This window comes from Parvularcula sp. LCG005, assembly GCF_032930845.1.
In the GTDB taxonomy this organism is placed as follows: domain Bacteria; phylum Pseudomonadota; class Alphaproteobacteria; order Caulobacterales; family Parvularculaceae; genus Parvularcula.
The window spans coordinates 1,850,693-1,865,181 of the sequence record NZ_CP136758.1; the positions used below are offsets into that span (position 1 = coordinate 1,850,693).

General features: G+C 59.3%; 14 protein-coding genes. 7 read left to right on the forward strand and 7 right to left on the reverse strand.

The genetic code is table 11. The features are described 5' to 3' along the window. Positions 1-14: 14 nt before the first annotated feature. On the forward strand, positions 15-878 hold the full coding sequence (gene serB / locus RUI03_RS08755; RefSeq protein ID WP_317289645.1) for a phosphoserine phosphatase SerB: 864 nt from the start codon (positions 15-17) through the stop codon (positions 876-878). 42 nt (positions 879-920) lie between these two features. Beyond that, positions 921-1,253: a Grx4 family monothiol glutaredoxin gene (gene grxD / locus RUI03_RS08760; RefSeq protein ID WP_317287077.1), complete on the forward strand. Its 333-nt coding sequence runs from the start codon at positions 921-923 to the stop codon at positions 1,251-1,253. A 4-nt stretch (positions 1,254-1,257) separates the two neighbouring features. Here the strand turns inward: grxD and RUI03_RS08765 are convergent, their stop codons facing one another. From RUI03_RS08765 to RUI03_RS08775, 3 genes are all read right to left on the reverse strand, one after another. After that, the gene (locus RUI03_RS08765; RefSeq protein WP_317287078.1) at positions 1,258-2,145 is read right to left on the reverse strand and encodes an oxygenase MpaB family protein; all 888 of its coding nucleotides are present in this window, start codon (positions 2,143-2,145) and stop codon (positions 1,258-1,260) included. Between the two features lie 71 nt (positions 2,146-2,216). After that, a complete protein-coding gene (rpsD, locus tag RUI03_RS08770; RefSeq protein WP_317287079.1) occupies positions 2,217-2,834 on the reverse strand; it encodes a 30S ribosomal protein S4 in 618 nt (205 codons plus the stop codon). 196 nt (positions 2,835-3,030) lie between these two features. Continuing rightward, the gene (locus RUI03_RS08775) at positions 3,031-3,879 is read right to left on the reverse strand and encodes a hypothetical protein (protein ID WP_317287080.1); all 849 of its coding nucleotides are present in this window, start codon (positions 3,877-3,879) and stop codon (positions 3,031-3,033) included. Positions 3,880-4,145: 266 nt separating this feature from the next. Between RUI03_RS08775 and RUI03_RS08780 the strand changes: the two genes are divergently transcribed. Genes RUI03_RS08780 through RUI03_RS08790 form a run of 3 tightly spaced genes read left to right on the forward strand, consistent with a single transcriptional unit; the run spans position 4,146 to position 8,089 of the window. Continuing rightward, positions 4,146-5,825, forward strand: coding sequence for a D-alanyl-D-alanine carboxypeptidase family protein (locus RUI03_RS08780; RefSeq protein WP_317287081.1), 1,680 nt, complete (start codon positions 4,146-4,148; stop codon positions 5,823-5,825). Between the two features lie 5 nt (positions 5,826-5,830). Further along, entirely contained in the window at positions 5,831-7,138 is a 1,308-nt protein-coding gene (locus tag RUI03_RS08785; RefSeq protein ID WP_317287082.1) for a hypothetical protein, read from the forward strand. Between the two features lie 27 nt (positions 7,139-7,165). Further along, positions 7,166-8,089: a sulfite exporter TauE/SafE family protein gene (locus RUI03_RS08790; RefSeq protein ID WP_317287083.1), complete on the forward strand. Its 924-nt coding sequence runs from the start codon at positions 7,166-7,168 to the stop codon at positions 8,087-8,089. On the opposite strand, the gene mfd is transcribed toward RUI03_RS08790, so the two are convergent. The 3 genes from mfd to RUI03_RS08805 form a co-directional block, all read right to left on the reverse strand. Next, on the reverse strand, positions 8,090-11,587 hold the full coding sequence (gene mfd, locus RUI03_RS08795; protein ID WP_317287084.1) for a transcription-repair coupling factor: 3,498 nt from the start codon (positions 11,585-11,587) through the stop codon (positions 8,090-8,092). A gap of 122 nt (positions 11,588-11,709) precedes the next feature. Beyond that, entirely contained in the window at positions 11,710-12,384 is a 675-nt protein-coding gene (locus RUI03_RS08800) for a carbonic anhydrase (RefSeq protein WP_317287085.1), read from the reverse strand. 81 nt (positions 12,385-12,465) lie between these two features. Next, the gene (locus RUI03_RS08805; protein ID WP_317287086.1) at positions 12,466-12,744 is read right to left on the reverse strand and encodes a succinate dehydrogenase assembly factor 2; all 279 of its coding nucleotides are present in this window, start codon (positions 12,742-12,744) and stop codon (positions 12,466-12,468) included. Between the two features lie 138 nt (positions 12,745-12,882). Between RUI03_RS08805 and fdxA the strand changes: the two genes are divergently transcribed. Next, entirely contained in the window at positions 12,883-13,224 is a 342-nt protein-coding gene (gene fdxA / locus RUI03_RS08810) for a ferredoxin FdxA (protein WP_317287087.1), read from the forward strand. 195 nt (positions 13,225-13,419) lie between these two features. On the opposite strand, the gene RUI03_RS08815 is transcribed toward fdxA, so the two are convergent. After that, positions 13,420-13,746 carry a hypothetical protein gene (locus RUI03_RS08815; RefSeq protein WP_317287088.1) on the reverse strand — a complete coding sequence of 109 codons (327 nt, stop codon included), beginning with the start codon at positions 13,744-13,746 and terminating at the stop codon, positions 13,420-13,422. Here RUI03_RS08815 and RUI03_RS08820 point away from each other — a divergent pair. Then, positions 13,730-14,401 carry a CarD family transcriptional regulator gene (locus RUI03_RS08820; protein WP_317287089.1) on the forward strand — a complete coding sequence of 224 codons (672 nt, stop codon included), beginning with the start codon at positions 13,730-13,732 and terminating at the stop codon, positions 14,399-14,401. The two genes, RUI03_RS08815 and RUI03_RS08820, sit on opposite strands and share 17 nt — an antisense overlap. Positions 14,402-14,489: the final 88 nt, after the last annotated feature.

A 14,489-nucleotide genomic window follows, 5' to 3' on the forward strand; every position in this document is an offset into this window, starting at 1 on the left:
GGCTAGCACGAGTGATGAAGGTTTTAACCCTGGTCGCGCCCGATCGGCTCGACGAAAACACAATCGATCAGTTTGCGCACACGGTCCAGGCGGACGAAGTACGGGCCCTGTCTGGCTGTGCGGCCGACATATTCTTCGCCCGCGGCGGGGAGGATGATCGTACCCTCGTGGATACCGCGAATCGCCTTGGCCTTGACGCCGCTGTGCAAGTCTCGGCGGACCGTGAGAAAAAAATCCTGATCTCGGACATGGACTCTACGATCATCGAACAGGAATGCCTTGATGAGCTGGCCGAGAAGGCCGGTATCGGCGCGGAGATCGCGGCCATCACCGAGCGGGCCATGCGCGGTGAGCTGGATTTCGAATCTGCGCTCACCGAGCGGGTGGCACGGGTAAAGGGACTGAGCGCCAGCACGATCGACGAGGTGCTGAAAGAGCGCATTACCCTCTCCGATGGCGCCAGGACGTTCGTGCGGACAATGCGTGCGCGCGGCGCCCTGACCATTCTGGTGTCAGGGGGTTTTACGCATTTCACCCAAGCCATAGCGGACCGTGCCGGCTTTGAGCAGCATTACGGCAATACGCTGGATATTGAAGATGGCTATCTCACCGGCAAGGTCACTCTGCCCATTCTGGGCCGCGAAGCAAAACGCGAGCGTCTGCTGGCGGCCTGCAGCGAAATGAACCTGCGGCCCGACCAGGCGTTAGCGATTGGAGATGGCGCAAACGACCTCGCCATGATTGAGCTGGCCGGTCTGGGTATCGCGTACAGGGCCAAGCCGATCGTCATTGAACAGGCCAGTGCATCGATCATGCATACCGATCTGACCACGGCTCTCTACTATCAAGGCATCGGTCGTGAAGAGTTCGCCACTTGATTAATGCCGGTGGCAACCTTATCCCTAAACAAGGAGACACCCATGACTGAAATTTCGAAAGTAATTCAATCTCAAATTGACGACAATGCCGTGATGCTTTTCATGAAGGGCACGCCGCAATTTCCGCAATGCGGTTTCTCTGCAGCGGTCGTTCAGATTCTCGACTATCTTGGCGTCGAGTACAGCTCAGCCAACGTTCTCGAGGATCAGGACCTGCGTCAGGGCATCAAGGAATTCTCGAACTGGCCCACCATTCCGCAGCTTTACGTCAAAGGTGAATTTGTTGGCGGCTGTGACATCGTGCGTGAGATGTTCGAGCAGGGCGAGCTTCGCCCCTTCCTTCAGAGCCAGGGCGTCGTAGAAGCGTCTGCCTGAGCGATCAGCGTCGGTACAGATAGTCGGCGGGCAGGTTAAGCCGCTGACAGGCTTGAACCGACGGCGCCGCCTCCACGACCAGATCACTGGCAAAGACGGCAATTTGCCGAACCGCTGCCCGCTGAACAGACGACAATGTCGCCTCCCCGATGTCGATACGCTGCCGGATATGATCCGGCACAATATCAATGGCTGCCTGGATCAGCATGGGCTGCAAAACACCGGACAGGACCGGCAAAATCCTGGTCGTCCGCATCAGCGCCAGAAATTCGTGTATTGCGGGCGATGGCCGCAACTGGTCCGACATCGCTGTCAGATAGCGATCAGCCCCCTCCCTCGTCAGCGGCAGGCCACTGGCGCCATAGGGTTCACCCACGCGCGCCGCTTCACTGAAGAACTTATCCTGATCAGCCAGATCGACGTTTTTGGCATAGGCGTCGTACGCGGACAAAAAGCCGTAGCTTGCGGTCAGATTGACCCAGTTCAGAAGCTCAACATCATTCGCGGTGTACCGAACACCATCAACTTCGCCAGTGACGACACCATGACGACGTTGCACCCCGGCGATCATCCGGCGCGCAGAGCTTTCTGCACCATAGACCGATATCATGGCTGCAAGGCCGGTGCGTTGCAGTCTGGCCTTGGGATCGGTGCGGAAAGAGGAGTGGGTCCATACGCCGTGACACACGCGGGGCTCCGCCAGTTCCATCAGCACGGCTGCAACGCCGCCGATGAATAGCGTGATGGGATTGCGGAATACGCGCCACGACACTGAATCTGCCGGAACCACCGCCGCTTCGCCCGGCGGCTGACGAAAATCATAGGGCGGTACACCGTCCGGCACCAGGAACTCCTGAAAAACCCGCTCCACATAGGGTTTCAGAGGCCACAACGAAAAAGCGCCGCACAGGGCGGCGCTTGATCGAGATTGTCGTTGCTGGCTTTCCACCAACGCGAGGCGCCTTACGACGCGTAGAATTCGACGACGAGGTTGGGTTCCATCGTGCCCGCATAAGGGACATCGGCAAATTCTGGCATCCGCACATAGGTTGCCGTCATTTTCTTTGGATCAACGTCGACATAGTCAGGGATGTCGCGCTCAGCCAACTGAAGGGCTTCCAGCACGAGTGCCATGTTCTTTGATTTCTCACGAACTTCGACCACATCGCCTGGACGCAGGCGGCAGGACGGAATGTTTGTCCGGACGCCGTTCACGAGCACGTGGCCGTGGTTCACGAACTGACGTGCAGCGAACACGGTCGGCACGAACTTGGCGCGATACACAATGGCGTCGAGACGGGATTCGAGCAGGCCGATCATGATCTCGGCGGTGTTGCCCTTCCGGCGTGCCGCTTCTTCGTAGATCTTGCGGAACTGTTTCTCGGTGATGTTGCCGTAATAGCCCTTCAGCTTCTGTTTCGCCATCAGCTGTTGACCGAAGTCCGACAGCTTGCCCGCCCGGCGCTGGCCATGCATGCCAGGCTTGTAGTCGCGGCGGTTCAGAGGTGATTTTGGACGGCCCCAGATGTTCTCGCCAACGCGGCGGTCAATCTTGTACTTGGCGCTGATACGCTTGCTCATAGTCTCATCTTATTCTGGTGTGGCCCGGCATGCCGGCCGATCCGACATGCGATTGCAACGGCGGGACCACGCCTCCCGTCATGAAGCCAGCGGACCTATAGTGGGAAGGCCCCGCTGTCAAACCGATTAGCGACAAAAAAGCGCCCCGCCTCTCCCGGCCGGGACGCTTTCCTCTCCCCTGTCTCTTACCGTCAGATCAGAACCAGTACGGCCGACGCAGACGCTGTAACAACAGGGGCTGAGAGCTTGGTGCCATGCGAATGGTCCAGACCGGATTGACGCCGAGTGACGCGTCAAAGCGGCTTTCGACAATGCGGTACCCTTCAGCCTCAACCCGGGCCACGAGACTTGCCCGTGGGATGTCACCGGGAATGCGGGACGAGAGATACATCGTCCCGTCACGATACATCACGTCCGCGCCCGAATTGCGGAAGAGATTGTAAGTCTGCTTGGATTCTTCGTTGTGGAGCTTGCCGCGCAGGTCCCCCGAATCGATCAGTTCGGAAGGCTGGCGATCGAGGCCATCGGGGAAGATGATCTTCATGCGAATGCTATAGCCCTGCTCATCACGCTGCACTGCCGTGACGCTGGAGACCGGCACGCGATAGACAGGCGGCACCAGGCCTCTTGATGAGATGCCCTCCTCCTCGAACCAGCTATTGTCCCCCGCAGGCAGCGGTTCAAGGCTTGCCGCTTCGGTATCCGGACTAGGCAAGGCCCCGCCAAGATCAGAAGGCGCAAGCGTGGTGACCGCTGCGAGGACACCGAAACCCTGAGCAAATGCCCCACGGATTGTCACGGGCTGGAAGTATAGAATCGACAGAGCCCCAATCCCCATGAGAATCAGCACGACACCGTAGAGCGGAATATTGCCCAGACCGAGCATTTCTGTCAGACGCGCCAACCACTTGTTGAAAACGAAAAGTGTCGAGGCTTCGTCAGATTGAGTCAGATCAAAGAACGTCGCAGCCGCAATACCGACAGCAGCAGCCAGACCCATTCCCATCATGTCCAGAGGCGAATACTCCCCTGGCGACTTCTGCATGCCTTTACGCTCACCATAGGCCATTGGACGCTCCCTAAGTCGATCACGGAGTGACGGTATCACAGCAACTTTTCTTTAACAATTCAGATTTGGCCCCCGCTGTGGTTGGAAAGGACCACTGAAATTGAAACATAATTTCGTTTCTGGCCTGCGCGGCATCCGAATTGCTCTTTGCCATTGAAGGCGTTAGGCTCACTCCCGGTGGGTTCCGTCGGAGCAATCAGGCGAAACAGACGATTGTCGCAATCTAAAACGATCTTGGGGGCATGGTGCGCACACCTGTAACATTGGCGGCTCTGTTGGGTATCGCCGGTGCCGCCTATGGCGTCGCATTCTGGGGCATGACAACTCTCGACGCGAAAAGCGCCTGGAGTCGGTTCGAGGCGCTGTCGGGCAGCGGCGCGGAGGGGCGTGCCGTCGGCCATGGCGATCAAGCTCTCGCGCTATTCACTGAAGATGGGCTCGACGCCGAATCGCTGGACGTGATGAAACTGGCCGTAGCCAACGCTCATTTCGAAAGTGGCGACCCGGAACGGGCGATCGAGCTCTTCTGGACCGTTTTGGGCAGTCCGCTGGGGGCGTCGATGACCGAGCCCGAGCGGATGGAACTGAAACACCGGGTGGCCCTGCTGAATCTGCGGACCGGCCAAGCCGTGCCCGCCGCCCTGATTTTCTCTGAATTTGTCGATGCCGCAGGCGATGATGCGGCCCTTGTCGATCCAGAAGATCCAGACAGCCAGACGGCCAAATACATCTCTTACGTGAACGCGGCTGTCGGCGATTTCGTTGATGCTATGCCCGCCATTGGCGGCGCTGATATTATTCGCGGCTCTGAATCGGACCGTCTCTATGCTGCTGATCAGCTGACCAATCTTGGCGGCTATTATGCGCGCATTGATGATGGTGATTATGCCGCCGCTGGCCTGCTGGCCGCGGCCTATCACACGCGGCGCGATATTCTGGGGCCGGACCATGCGGACACGGCCCACACCGCCCTTCTGCTCGCGCCGATCTATGAGCGGATCGGACGCCTGACCGACGCTGAGACCATCTATCTCGAGGCCTTCCACGCGCAGGAGCGGGTCAAGGGATCAAACAATCCCGAGCTTAGCCTTTATATACGTCTGCTCGCTGACGTTTATCAGCGGCAGGGACGCAATACCGAGGCTGAAGCCCTGAACGTCCATATGCGGAGCATGTTCCGGGATTCCTTTGGCGCCCGGCGGTACGCCCCGAACCGTGAGCGCAATCGCAAGTCAGACATCAACCGGCCGGTATCGGTCGATTTCCCGCTGTCAGCCCGTTACGCGCCGGATGATCTTGTGTTCGCTGCGAAGGAAGGCATCCCGGTCAGCAAGAATCCCGGACTTGAGGAGATGATGATCCGCAAGGCCGAAGAGGACGATACAGGGTCGATGCCGCAAATGCTCGTCGCCCTGTTCAACCAGTGCCAGTCGCCCCAGGAGAAACTGTCGCTTCGCTCCGGGTACCGCGCTTATTCCACACAGAAGCAGATTTACGAGACCAAGGACCATAAGGGTCAGGTTGCAGTACCCGGTACGTCAGAGCACCAGTCCGGCCTTGCAGCCGATATTGATGTGAACGGCCGGTTCATGCGCAGCACTGATCGCGCCTATCAGTGTTTCGAAGCCCACGCCTGGCAGCACGGATTCATTCTGACCTTCCCCGACGGCAATGAGTATCTGAGCGGGGAAGACACTTACGAGCCCTGGCACTGGCGCTATGTGGGCAAGCGAACGGCCCTGCTGTTCCGGGAAACCGGCCCGCTTGGCTATCCGCAGGAGTTTCTCGCGGCCCTGCCCTGTTATGAAGAGCGCGCGCTCGCCGGCCTATTCGTCACCGTCGGAGAGCAGGATGTCTGTCTCGCCACCGTCCAAAAACAACCAAAAACAGCGGCGGTTCTCTCCGAATCGGCGGATGGCTGAACTGTATGAGATATCCTGAAAACCCGCGCCGGCGCGTGTCTGCCGCGTTCATGTCGTCGCCAGCCGTCTTCGACGCCTGCCATGGGCTGTTGTCCGAACACGGCATAGACATCGTTACGCCGGACGGTCTTTTCGATGTGCTGCTTGTGGATCTGAGGCCAGGTCAGGTGGGCCAAGCCCGCGTGCCCAGTCTCGTGTCATCGGCTCGTCGTCTCGCCGGCGCCCGGCCTGTCCTGTTTCTCGCGGGCCACGAGCAATTCACGATGGCAGAGCTGCAAACACTCGCCAGTACGGAGACCGTCATTCCCGCCGTCGCCTCGGCGCGCGTGCTGACCACCGCCATCCGCCGTTCTGTCAGTGATGTGGACCGGGCATCCGAGGCCGCGCTGCGACTGCGCGCCATGGCCGGTCTTGGCATGGGCGTGCAGACGACGGGGGATATGCGGGAGGGCGTGGACCGCGCGCTTCTATTTGCTGAACCGTCGGTACAACTGCTGCCTGTCTTCGGTGATCTTTCTGTCCGGACACGTACCGAGCTGGTCATTCACGGGTCGCAGACGCTTCAGGTGCTGGAGCATGATCAGGCAGATGCCCTGTTTATTCTGGCCGCCAGAAACAGACGTCCACAATCATCGCTGATCCGTCTGCTCCGGCGACACTCACGGCTGAACAGCATCCCCATCATCGTCATCGAGCCGCGCGCCGACATGCGGCATATGTCCTATTGGGCCAGCTGTGGCGCCGATGCCGTGATCCGGCCGAAAGAGCTGACACTGGCTGTCGAAATTGCCGGAAGAATCCGCCGGACCCGTGCGGCCTCTGAGGGTTGGAACACCCTGCTGCAACAGTCCAGCCTGACAGACGGCGCGGAGCCCGCGCGCCTCGCCTCGCCCCGATTTTTTGAGGCCTGCCTGGCCGAACGGCTGTCAGCCGCAGGCCGCGGTGATGGATGCCCCTTCGCCGTCGGCGCGCTGCGCATTGATCCCGCGGATGGTGAGAACCATGCCACCGCGCGGTCGGAAGTTGCCGTATACGTTTCTCTGGCCCTTCGCTCGACGGACCTTGTGACGCGTCCCGCGCCAGACCTCTTTCTGGTAACTCTGCCCAACGCATCAAAAGCAGAGGCGTTGAAAACCATGCAGGCGTTGAGCCGGATGATCACAGATCTGAAATTCGGCTCCCGCACGGCGGCCGCGACATTCAATGCGCGGACAAGTCTTGTCATGGCGTCCGACGCCTCGTCGGCCCAGTCGGTTATTAGTGCCGCCTTGCGTGAACTGCCGGCGGCCACCGCACCTCTTGTTCTTGCCTGACGATCCATCCCTCCGATGCAAGCGCCCATGACATCGCCCCGGTGGCTACGCCCGCTGACCATCGGCGTGCTCAGCCTGCTTATGATCAGCTACGTGCTGGTCTGGTGGCTGGGACCTGTAAATCCCTTGGAGGCGCTGAGGATCAGCTACTTCATGCTGATCGGTGTCTTTGGCGCCAGCATCGCCAATTCCACAGGCACAGGGGGCGGTGTTGTTTTCATACCCGCTTTCTCCATCGTTCAGGAAGCGGCGGGTCTCTCCCTCACCACCGCGCAGATCGTGGCCATCAGCTTCGTGATCCAGAGTTTTGGCATGACCATCGGCTCGTTGACCTGGATAAACCGTCTCTACAAGGACGGACCATCGTCCATTGGCGTCAGGGAACAGGATTTTTTCCGGATCATTGGCCTTGTCGTTGCCTGTTGCCTGCCTGTTCTGTGGCTCACTCAAGCCGCATCGCGGATCGATGCTCAGCAGCTCCTGCTCCTGTTCAAATCATTCTCGATTGTGCTGGGGTCGCTTCTTCTTCTGTCGGTGTTCCGGACTGAGAAAGGCACACCGCCGCGACAGCACCTGTCAAAGATTGACTGGATCGCTCTGGCGATCATGGGGGCAGCCGGTGGCCTCGCCACCGCGCTCTTCTCGGTTGGCGTGGGTGAGTTTGTCGCGCTCTACCTCTTTATTCGCGGCTTTTCTCTCAACACGAGTGTGGCCACCGCCGTTGTCATCTCAGCGATCACGGTCATTGCGGGTGTCCCGCTCAGCATACTGAATAATGAGATCGTCTGGGAGATTATCGCGGTCGCTGCGCCAGGCGTGGTGATCGGCGGCTATCTTGGCCGCCGCATCGCCCAAAGTCTGGGGGCCCGGCGGCTCAAGCTGATGGCCAGCCTGTGGATCATCGGCTCCTGCCTGTTCCTCATCACCCGCGCGCTCGGTCTCAACAGCTGATCAGCTGGGGTCGCCCTCGGCTACATCGGCGAGGATTTTCAGAATACGGCGACAGCCCTTCAGGCGATGTTCTTCATTCGGCCATGTCTGTTTGAACACCAGTTTCTGATCGGGCCGCAGTTTGAGGTCGAGCGGCGATCCCGCAATATACCCCACCAGGCCGCCTGGGTTCGGGAACATGTTTTCACGGAATGTGATGACGGCGCCTTTCGGCCCCGCATCGATCTTGGCGACACAGGCGCGCCGACACAGCGCCTTGATGCCGACGATCTGCAGAAGATGATCGACTTCCTCCAGCAACGGACCGAACCGGTCGATCAACTCGGCGGCAAAGGCTTCGATGTCCTGCCCCTCGGTCAGATCGGAAAGGCGGCGATAGAGCGACATCCGCACATCAAGGTCAGCGACATAGCTGTCAGGGATGAGGACCGCCGTACCGATATTGATCTGCGGTGACCATGTCTCCTCGGCTTCACCGCCATCTTTCATGGACGCGACGGCCTCTTCCAGCATGTGCTGATAGAGCTCAACGCCCACTTCCTTGACCGTGCCGGACTGCTCTTCGCCCAACAGATTGCCTGCCCCGCGAATGTCCATGTCGTGGCTGGCGAGCGTGAAACCAGCACCGAGCGTGTCGAGGGACTGAAGCACTTTCAGACGCCGCGCCGCGCCATCCGTCATCTTCTTGCGCGGGCTGGTCGTCAGATAGGCGTAGGCCCGCTGTTTGGCCCGTCCAACTCGGCCCCGAATCTGGTAGAGTTGAGCAAGCCCGAACATATCCGCACGGTGAACAATCAGCGTATTGGCCGTCGGTACATCGATACCGCTCTCAATGATTGTCGTGGCCAGCAGGACATCGAACTTGCCGTCGTAGAAGGCGTTCATGATGTCTTCGAGTTCACCCGCCGCCATCTGGCCATTAGCCACGCGGAATTTCACCTCCGGTACCTGATTGGTCAGGAATTCAGCGACGCCTTCCAGATCGGATACCCGCGGCACGACGTAAAAACTCTGCCCCCCGCGATAATGCTCGCGGAGCAATGTCTCCCGGGCGACCACGGCATCGAACGGCCCGATGGTGGTGCGGACGGCCAGTCGGTCAACCGGCGGCGTCGCAATGAGGGACAGATCCCGAATACCTGTCATCGACAATTGCAACGTACGCGGAATAGGCGTTGCGGTCAGCGTCAAGACATGGGTATCGCCGCGATATTCTTTAAGACGCTCTTTGTGCTTCACACCGAAATGTTGCTCTTCATCGATGATGAGAAGCCCAAGATCGCGGAACTCAACCTGCTTTGACAAAAGGGCGTGCGTGCCGATGACAATATCAACCGTACCGTCTTTCACGCCTGCACGCGTCGCGCTCGCCTCCTTCGCCGTGACAAAGCGCGACAGCTGACGGACCTTGAGCGGGAAGCCGGCAAAGCGCTCGAGAAAGTTGCGGAAATGCTGGCGGACGAGCAGCGTGGTCGGCGCAATCAGCGCCACCTGCCGACCATTCATCGCAGCCACGAACGCGGCGCGCAATGCCACCTCGGTCTTCCCGAACCCGACATCGCCGCAAATCAGCCGGTCCATGGGGCGGCCCGCACCAAGATCCGTGAGGACATCATCGATAGCGTTCAGCTGGTCATCCGTCTCCGCATAGGGGAAACGGGCGCAGAACTCATCATAGGCGCCAGCCGGGGGCGTCAGCACCTCTGCCCGGCGGGTCGCACGCTTTGCCGCAATCTCGATCAATTGCGATGCCATCATGCGAATGCGCTCGCGCATCTTCGCCTTGCGCGATTGCCACGATGCCCCGCCCAGCTTGTCAAGCGGGTGGTTCATGTCATCGGAGCCAAAGCGGCTCAACAGCTCAATGTTCTCTACCGGGAGGAAAAGTTTATCGCCCTTGTGGTAGATGAGAATCAGGCAGTCATGCGGCGCACCGCCGACCTCCAACGTCACCAACCCCTCATAGCGGGCCACACCATGATCAACGTGGACCACAAGATCGCCGACCGAAAGCGAAGCCGCCTCTGTGAGAAAATTATCGGCGCGTTTCACCTTGTTGCGGCGGACAAGACGATCGCCAAGAATGTCCTGCTCCGCAATGATGACGAGATTATCCGTCTCAAAACCATTCTCGAGACCCAACGCAACGACCGGCACAATCCCGTTGTCCATCGTCTGAACATCGGACCAGGAACTGACGACCTTCAGCGATGAAACATCATGATCGTCCAAGACGCTGCGAAGACGATCGGCGGAGCCGTCGGTCCAGCCGGCGACAACGCACAGTTTGTCCTTGCGCTTCGCGCCGATATGGTCTGCGACCGCGTTGAAGACATTCTGGTTGCCAGCCCGTTCGGCCGCAAAGCTTCGGCCCTGCTTTGCGCCGAAATTGAAGGCTCGCTTCCCTTCCGGCGGCCCGAAAGGTGAGAGGGGACGTAAGACCGAGCGTTCAAGCGACCCCTTCCATTCGGCTTCGTCCAGATAGAGCTGATCCGGCGCGAGGGGACGGTAAGGTACGCTGTCCATCAGGCGGGCATTGTCATTTGCCGAATGATCTTCCGCTCTCGCCTCGTAATAGTCCGTGATTTGATTGAAACGCTCGTGAACCGCTTCATCACCAAGGTGGTCGTAGAAAATGAGGGCGTCGCCCATATAGTCAAACAGCGTGTCGAGCTTGTCGTAGAAAAGCGGCAGCCAGTGCTCCATGCCCGCTTGGCGGCGGCCCGCACTCACCGCTTCATACACCGGGTCATCGCCGGGCGCGCCAAATCGCGCGAGATATTTTGTCCGATAGCGGGAGATCGTCTCCTCATTCAGAAGCACTTCGGACGCCGCGGCCAGATGGAGCTCCTTGCGCTGATGAGTTGTCATCTGGGTGACCGGATCGAAAGCGCGGATCGTTTCCAGCGTGTCCCCAAAAAAGTCGAGCCTAACCGGCTCGTCAGCGCCGGGTGGAAACAGGTCGATCAGCCCGCCGCGGACCGCGAACTCACCCGCCTCGCGCACAGTCGACGCCCGCGAATAGCCGTTGGCAGACAAGTAGCCTGTCAGCTGGTCCATATCGACGGTCGCGCCAGGTCGGGCGGAAAAACTTCCCCCACGGATCAGTTGCCTGGGCGGCACACGCTGAACCATGGCATTCACGGTGGTCACGAGCACCAGCGGCATTTTCCCGTCGTGACTGACCAGCGTCGAAAGCGCCGCCATTCGCGCGGCAATGACCTCCGGTGAAGGCGACATGCGGTCGTATGGCAGACAATCCCACGCTGGCAGACGCATGACCGGGACCGTCGGCGCAAAAAAGGCAATGGCTGCGGCCATCGCTGCGGCGCGACTGGCATCCCGCGCCACATGCACGACAAGTCCGCTGCGCGCTGTCACCGCTTCTGCCACGGCCAGCGCATCAGCGCCTTCAGGCGCACCGTAGACAATCAACGCTTCGTCGCTGGTCCAGGCGGCGCTCGATGAAACCAGCGCAGTCGCAGATACTAGAGCCATGGGGTCTTTCAACGCAAAATGGCGCGGACTGCCCCGGCAGCCCACGCAAATTTCAAAGGCATGAGCTAGCGCCCGATGCCTTCAGGGGCAAGGTCGGCCCGTGCCCCTGAAGGCGGGCGGATTTAGCTGTGATCGTGACCGCAATGCTGGGCATTGAGGGCCGCGACATCTTCAGCATAGCGGTCCTGCACGGGCACAAAGGCCTTCGTGTTGGAGTCGTAAGCTTCTACGCGGCCAGAGCGGATGTCATAGACCCAACCGTGCAGGGTCAGATCGCCTTTCGCCAGACGCGCCGCGACACTGGGGTGCGTTTTCAGATGGCGCAATTGAAGCACGACATTCTGTTGCGTCAGCAGCAACATCCTGTCTTCGTCGCTCAGATCCTGGCCAACTTCATTGACAATCTCAACCGCGGCCTTGCTGTAGCCGAGCCATTTGCGAACATGGGTATAGCCCTCGACACTTTCCGGCTGCATCAGACCGGACATGGCGCCACATTCCGTGTGCCCACAAATGACAATGTGCGGGATACGCAGAATCGCCACCGCAAACTCGATACTGGCCGTCATACCGCCCGTATGTTCCGTATGCGGCGGGACGATGTTGCCGGCATTGCGCGCAATGAACAGCTCACCCGGATCGGTCTGCGTCAGCATTGCCGTCTCAATCCGGCTGTCAGAGCAGGTGATGAAGAGGCATTCTGGCTTTTGGCCCTCGGCCAGCTTTTCGAAAAATTCGCGCTTTTCAGGAAAGATCTGGGATTGGAAATTCACGACACCGGATGCGAAACGGGGCACGGCGACCTCCTTGCTGACGTTTGAACACTGCGGGGCGCGTCATAGGGGCACACGGGCCCGGAGGAAAGCGCCGGCTAACCTTTAACGCGGGGCGACGATCGCTGCGATATTGAAATCCTGCAGTTTCGTCATGACCGGCCCCTCGAAATTGGCGGGCACCGGATCACGCCTGATGATCCAGCCATACAGATCGTGGTCCGGGACATCGAGCAGACGGGTGAATTCCTGCTCTTCTTCATCGGTCATGGTGGCGAGGTTGGCTGCCGCGAACTGTCCAATGAGCAGGTCGGCTTCCTTGAAGCCACGATAGCTCGCACGATAAAGAAGGCGCTTGCGGGTCGGGGAACGTGATTCTGACATGGGCAGGAGAATATACCGCTTGCGTCGGCGCGCCAATGCGGCACAGGAGGACGTCTCGAAAATGGTAATCGGCCGAAAGACTTGTTGTATCAGGTCGACCGCGCCATATAGCCCGCGAATGGATCAGGAGTTTCTGGCATGACCTACGTCGTTACCGACGCATGCATCATGTGCAAATATACCGACTGTGTCGAAGTCTGCCCCGTGGATTGTTTCTACGAGGGTGAAAACTTTCTGGCGATCAAGCCGGATGAGTGCATCGACTGCGGCGTCTGCGAACCAGAATGCCCGGTCGAAGCCATCAAGCCCGACACGGAAGACCCAGATGGCAAGTGGACCGAGCTGAACGCCAAATATGCCGAGGCCTGGCCCAATATCACCAAGGCCAAGCCGGCCATGCCTGAGGCGGACAAATATGCGGATGTCGAGAACAAGCTCGACACCCTGTTCAGCGAGGCGCCAGGGACGGGCGACGAGTAAGGCGTGGCCCCGGCGCGCGTTACCATTTTGCGATAAAAACGGTCCGCAAATCCGCTGGAATTTATTGAAATTTTGTGCTAATAAGCGTTCTCAGGCTTCTGGGGCGAATGGCCCCTAGATCCAGAAAGGGTCTTTGGCTGCCCCTTGGTGCAGCTGCGCAACTAACCCTCTTACGGGCTTCAGGCATAGAACACGCTAGAAAGCGCGGCTTTCTGGCGTGCCAGCGAAAGGAACGGCCATGACGAAAGCCACTTCTTCGAAGACGTCGGCGTCGCAGACGGCTGATGAGTCGGTGACCCCGAAAAGCGGCAAGACTGCTTCGGCCAAATCCTCCGCGTCACGCAGCACTACCAAAGCGCGCACTGCCGCAAAAAAGACAACAGCGACGCGTACGGCTACCAAGAAAGCCGCCAAGACCAAATCCGCGACGGACGCCAAGCCGGCCGCAAAGAAGGCCACAAAGTCGGCCTCCTCCAAATCAAAACCGAAGAACGAGAAGAAACCCTTGAAAACGTCGACCAAATCCTCCTCCTCGAAACTGGTTCCTGCAAAAGCGGCTGCGCCTGCGCCCGCTGCGAATGAAGACGACGACAAGCCGAAAATTGCGCCGGCGCCCATGCGGCCTGCCCTGCGCGTTGCGAAACGCGCCGAAGCTCGTCGCGACAAGAATCAGACCTTCAAGGTGAACACGCAAATCGTCTATCCGGCCCATGGGGTCGGCCACATTTCTGATCTCGAGCATCAGAAAATCGGCGATTTCGAAGTCGAACTGTTCGTCATCGATTTCGACCACGAAAAAATGAAACTGCGCGTGCCGGTCAACAAGGCTGCGGCCGCCGGGATGCGTAACCTGTCGACCGACGCTCAGATCGATGATGCGATGGAGATGCTCGAAGGCAAGGCGCGCGTGAAGCGCACCATGTGGTCTCGTCGCGCCCAGGAATATGAAGCCAAGATCAACTCCGGCGATCTCGTTTCCGTTTCTGAAGTCGTCCGCGACCTGTTCCGGGCGGACGATCAACCGGAGCAGAGCTATTCCGAACGCCAGCTGTTCGAGCAGGCGCGCGAGCGTCTGGGCCGCGAAGTGGCCGCGGTCCGGAAATACTCTCTCGATGATGCCGTGAAAGAGATTCACAAGCATCTCGACAAGAAAGAGCGCGCCGCGAACGCAAGCTGATTCGCCGCAATCATTTGTTATGCCCGTCCCGGTGGCCTCTGGCCCCGGCGGCGGGCATATCTATATTCAGAGTACCCAATTCGAACTG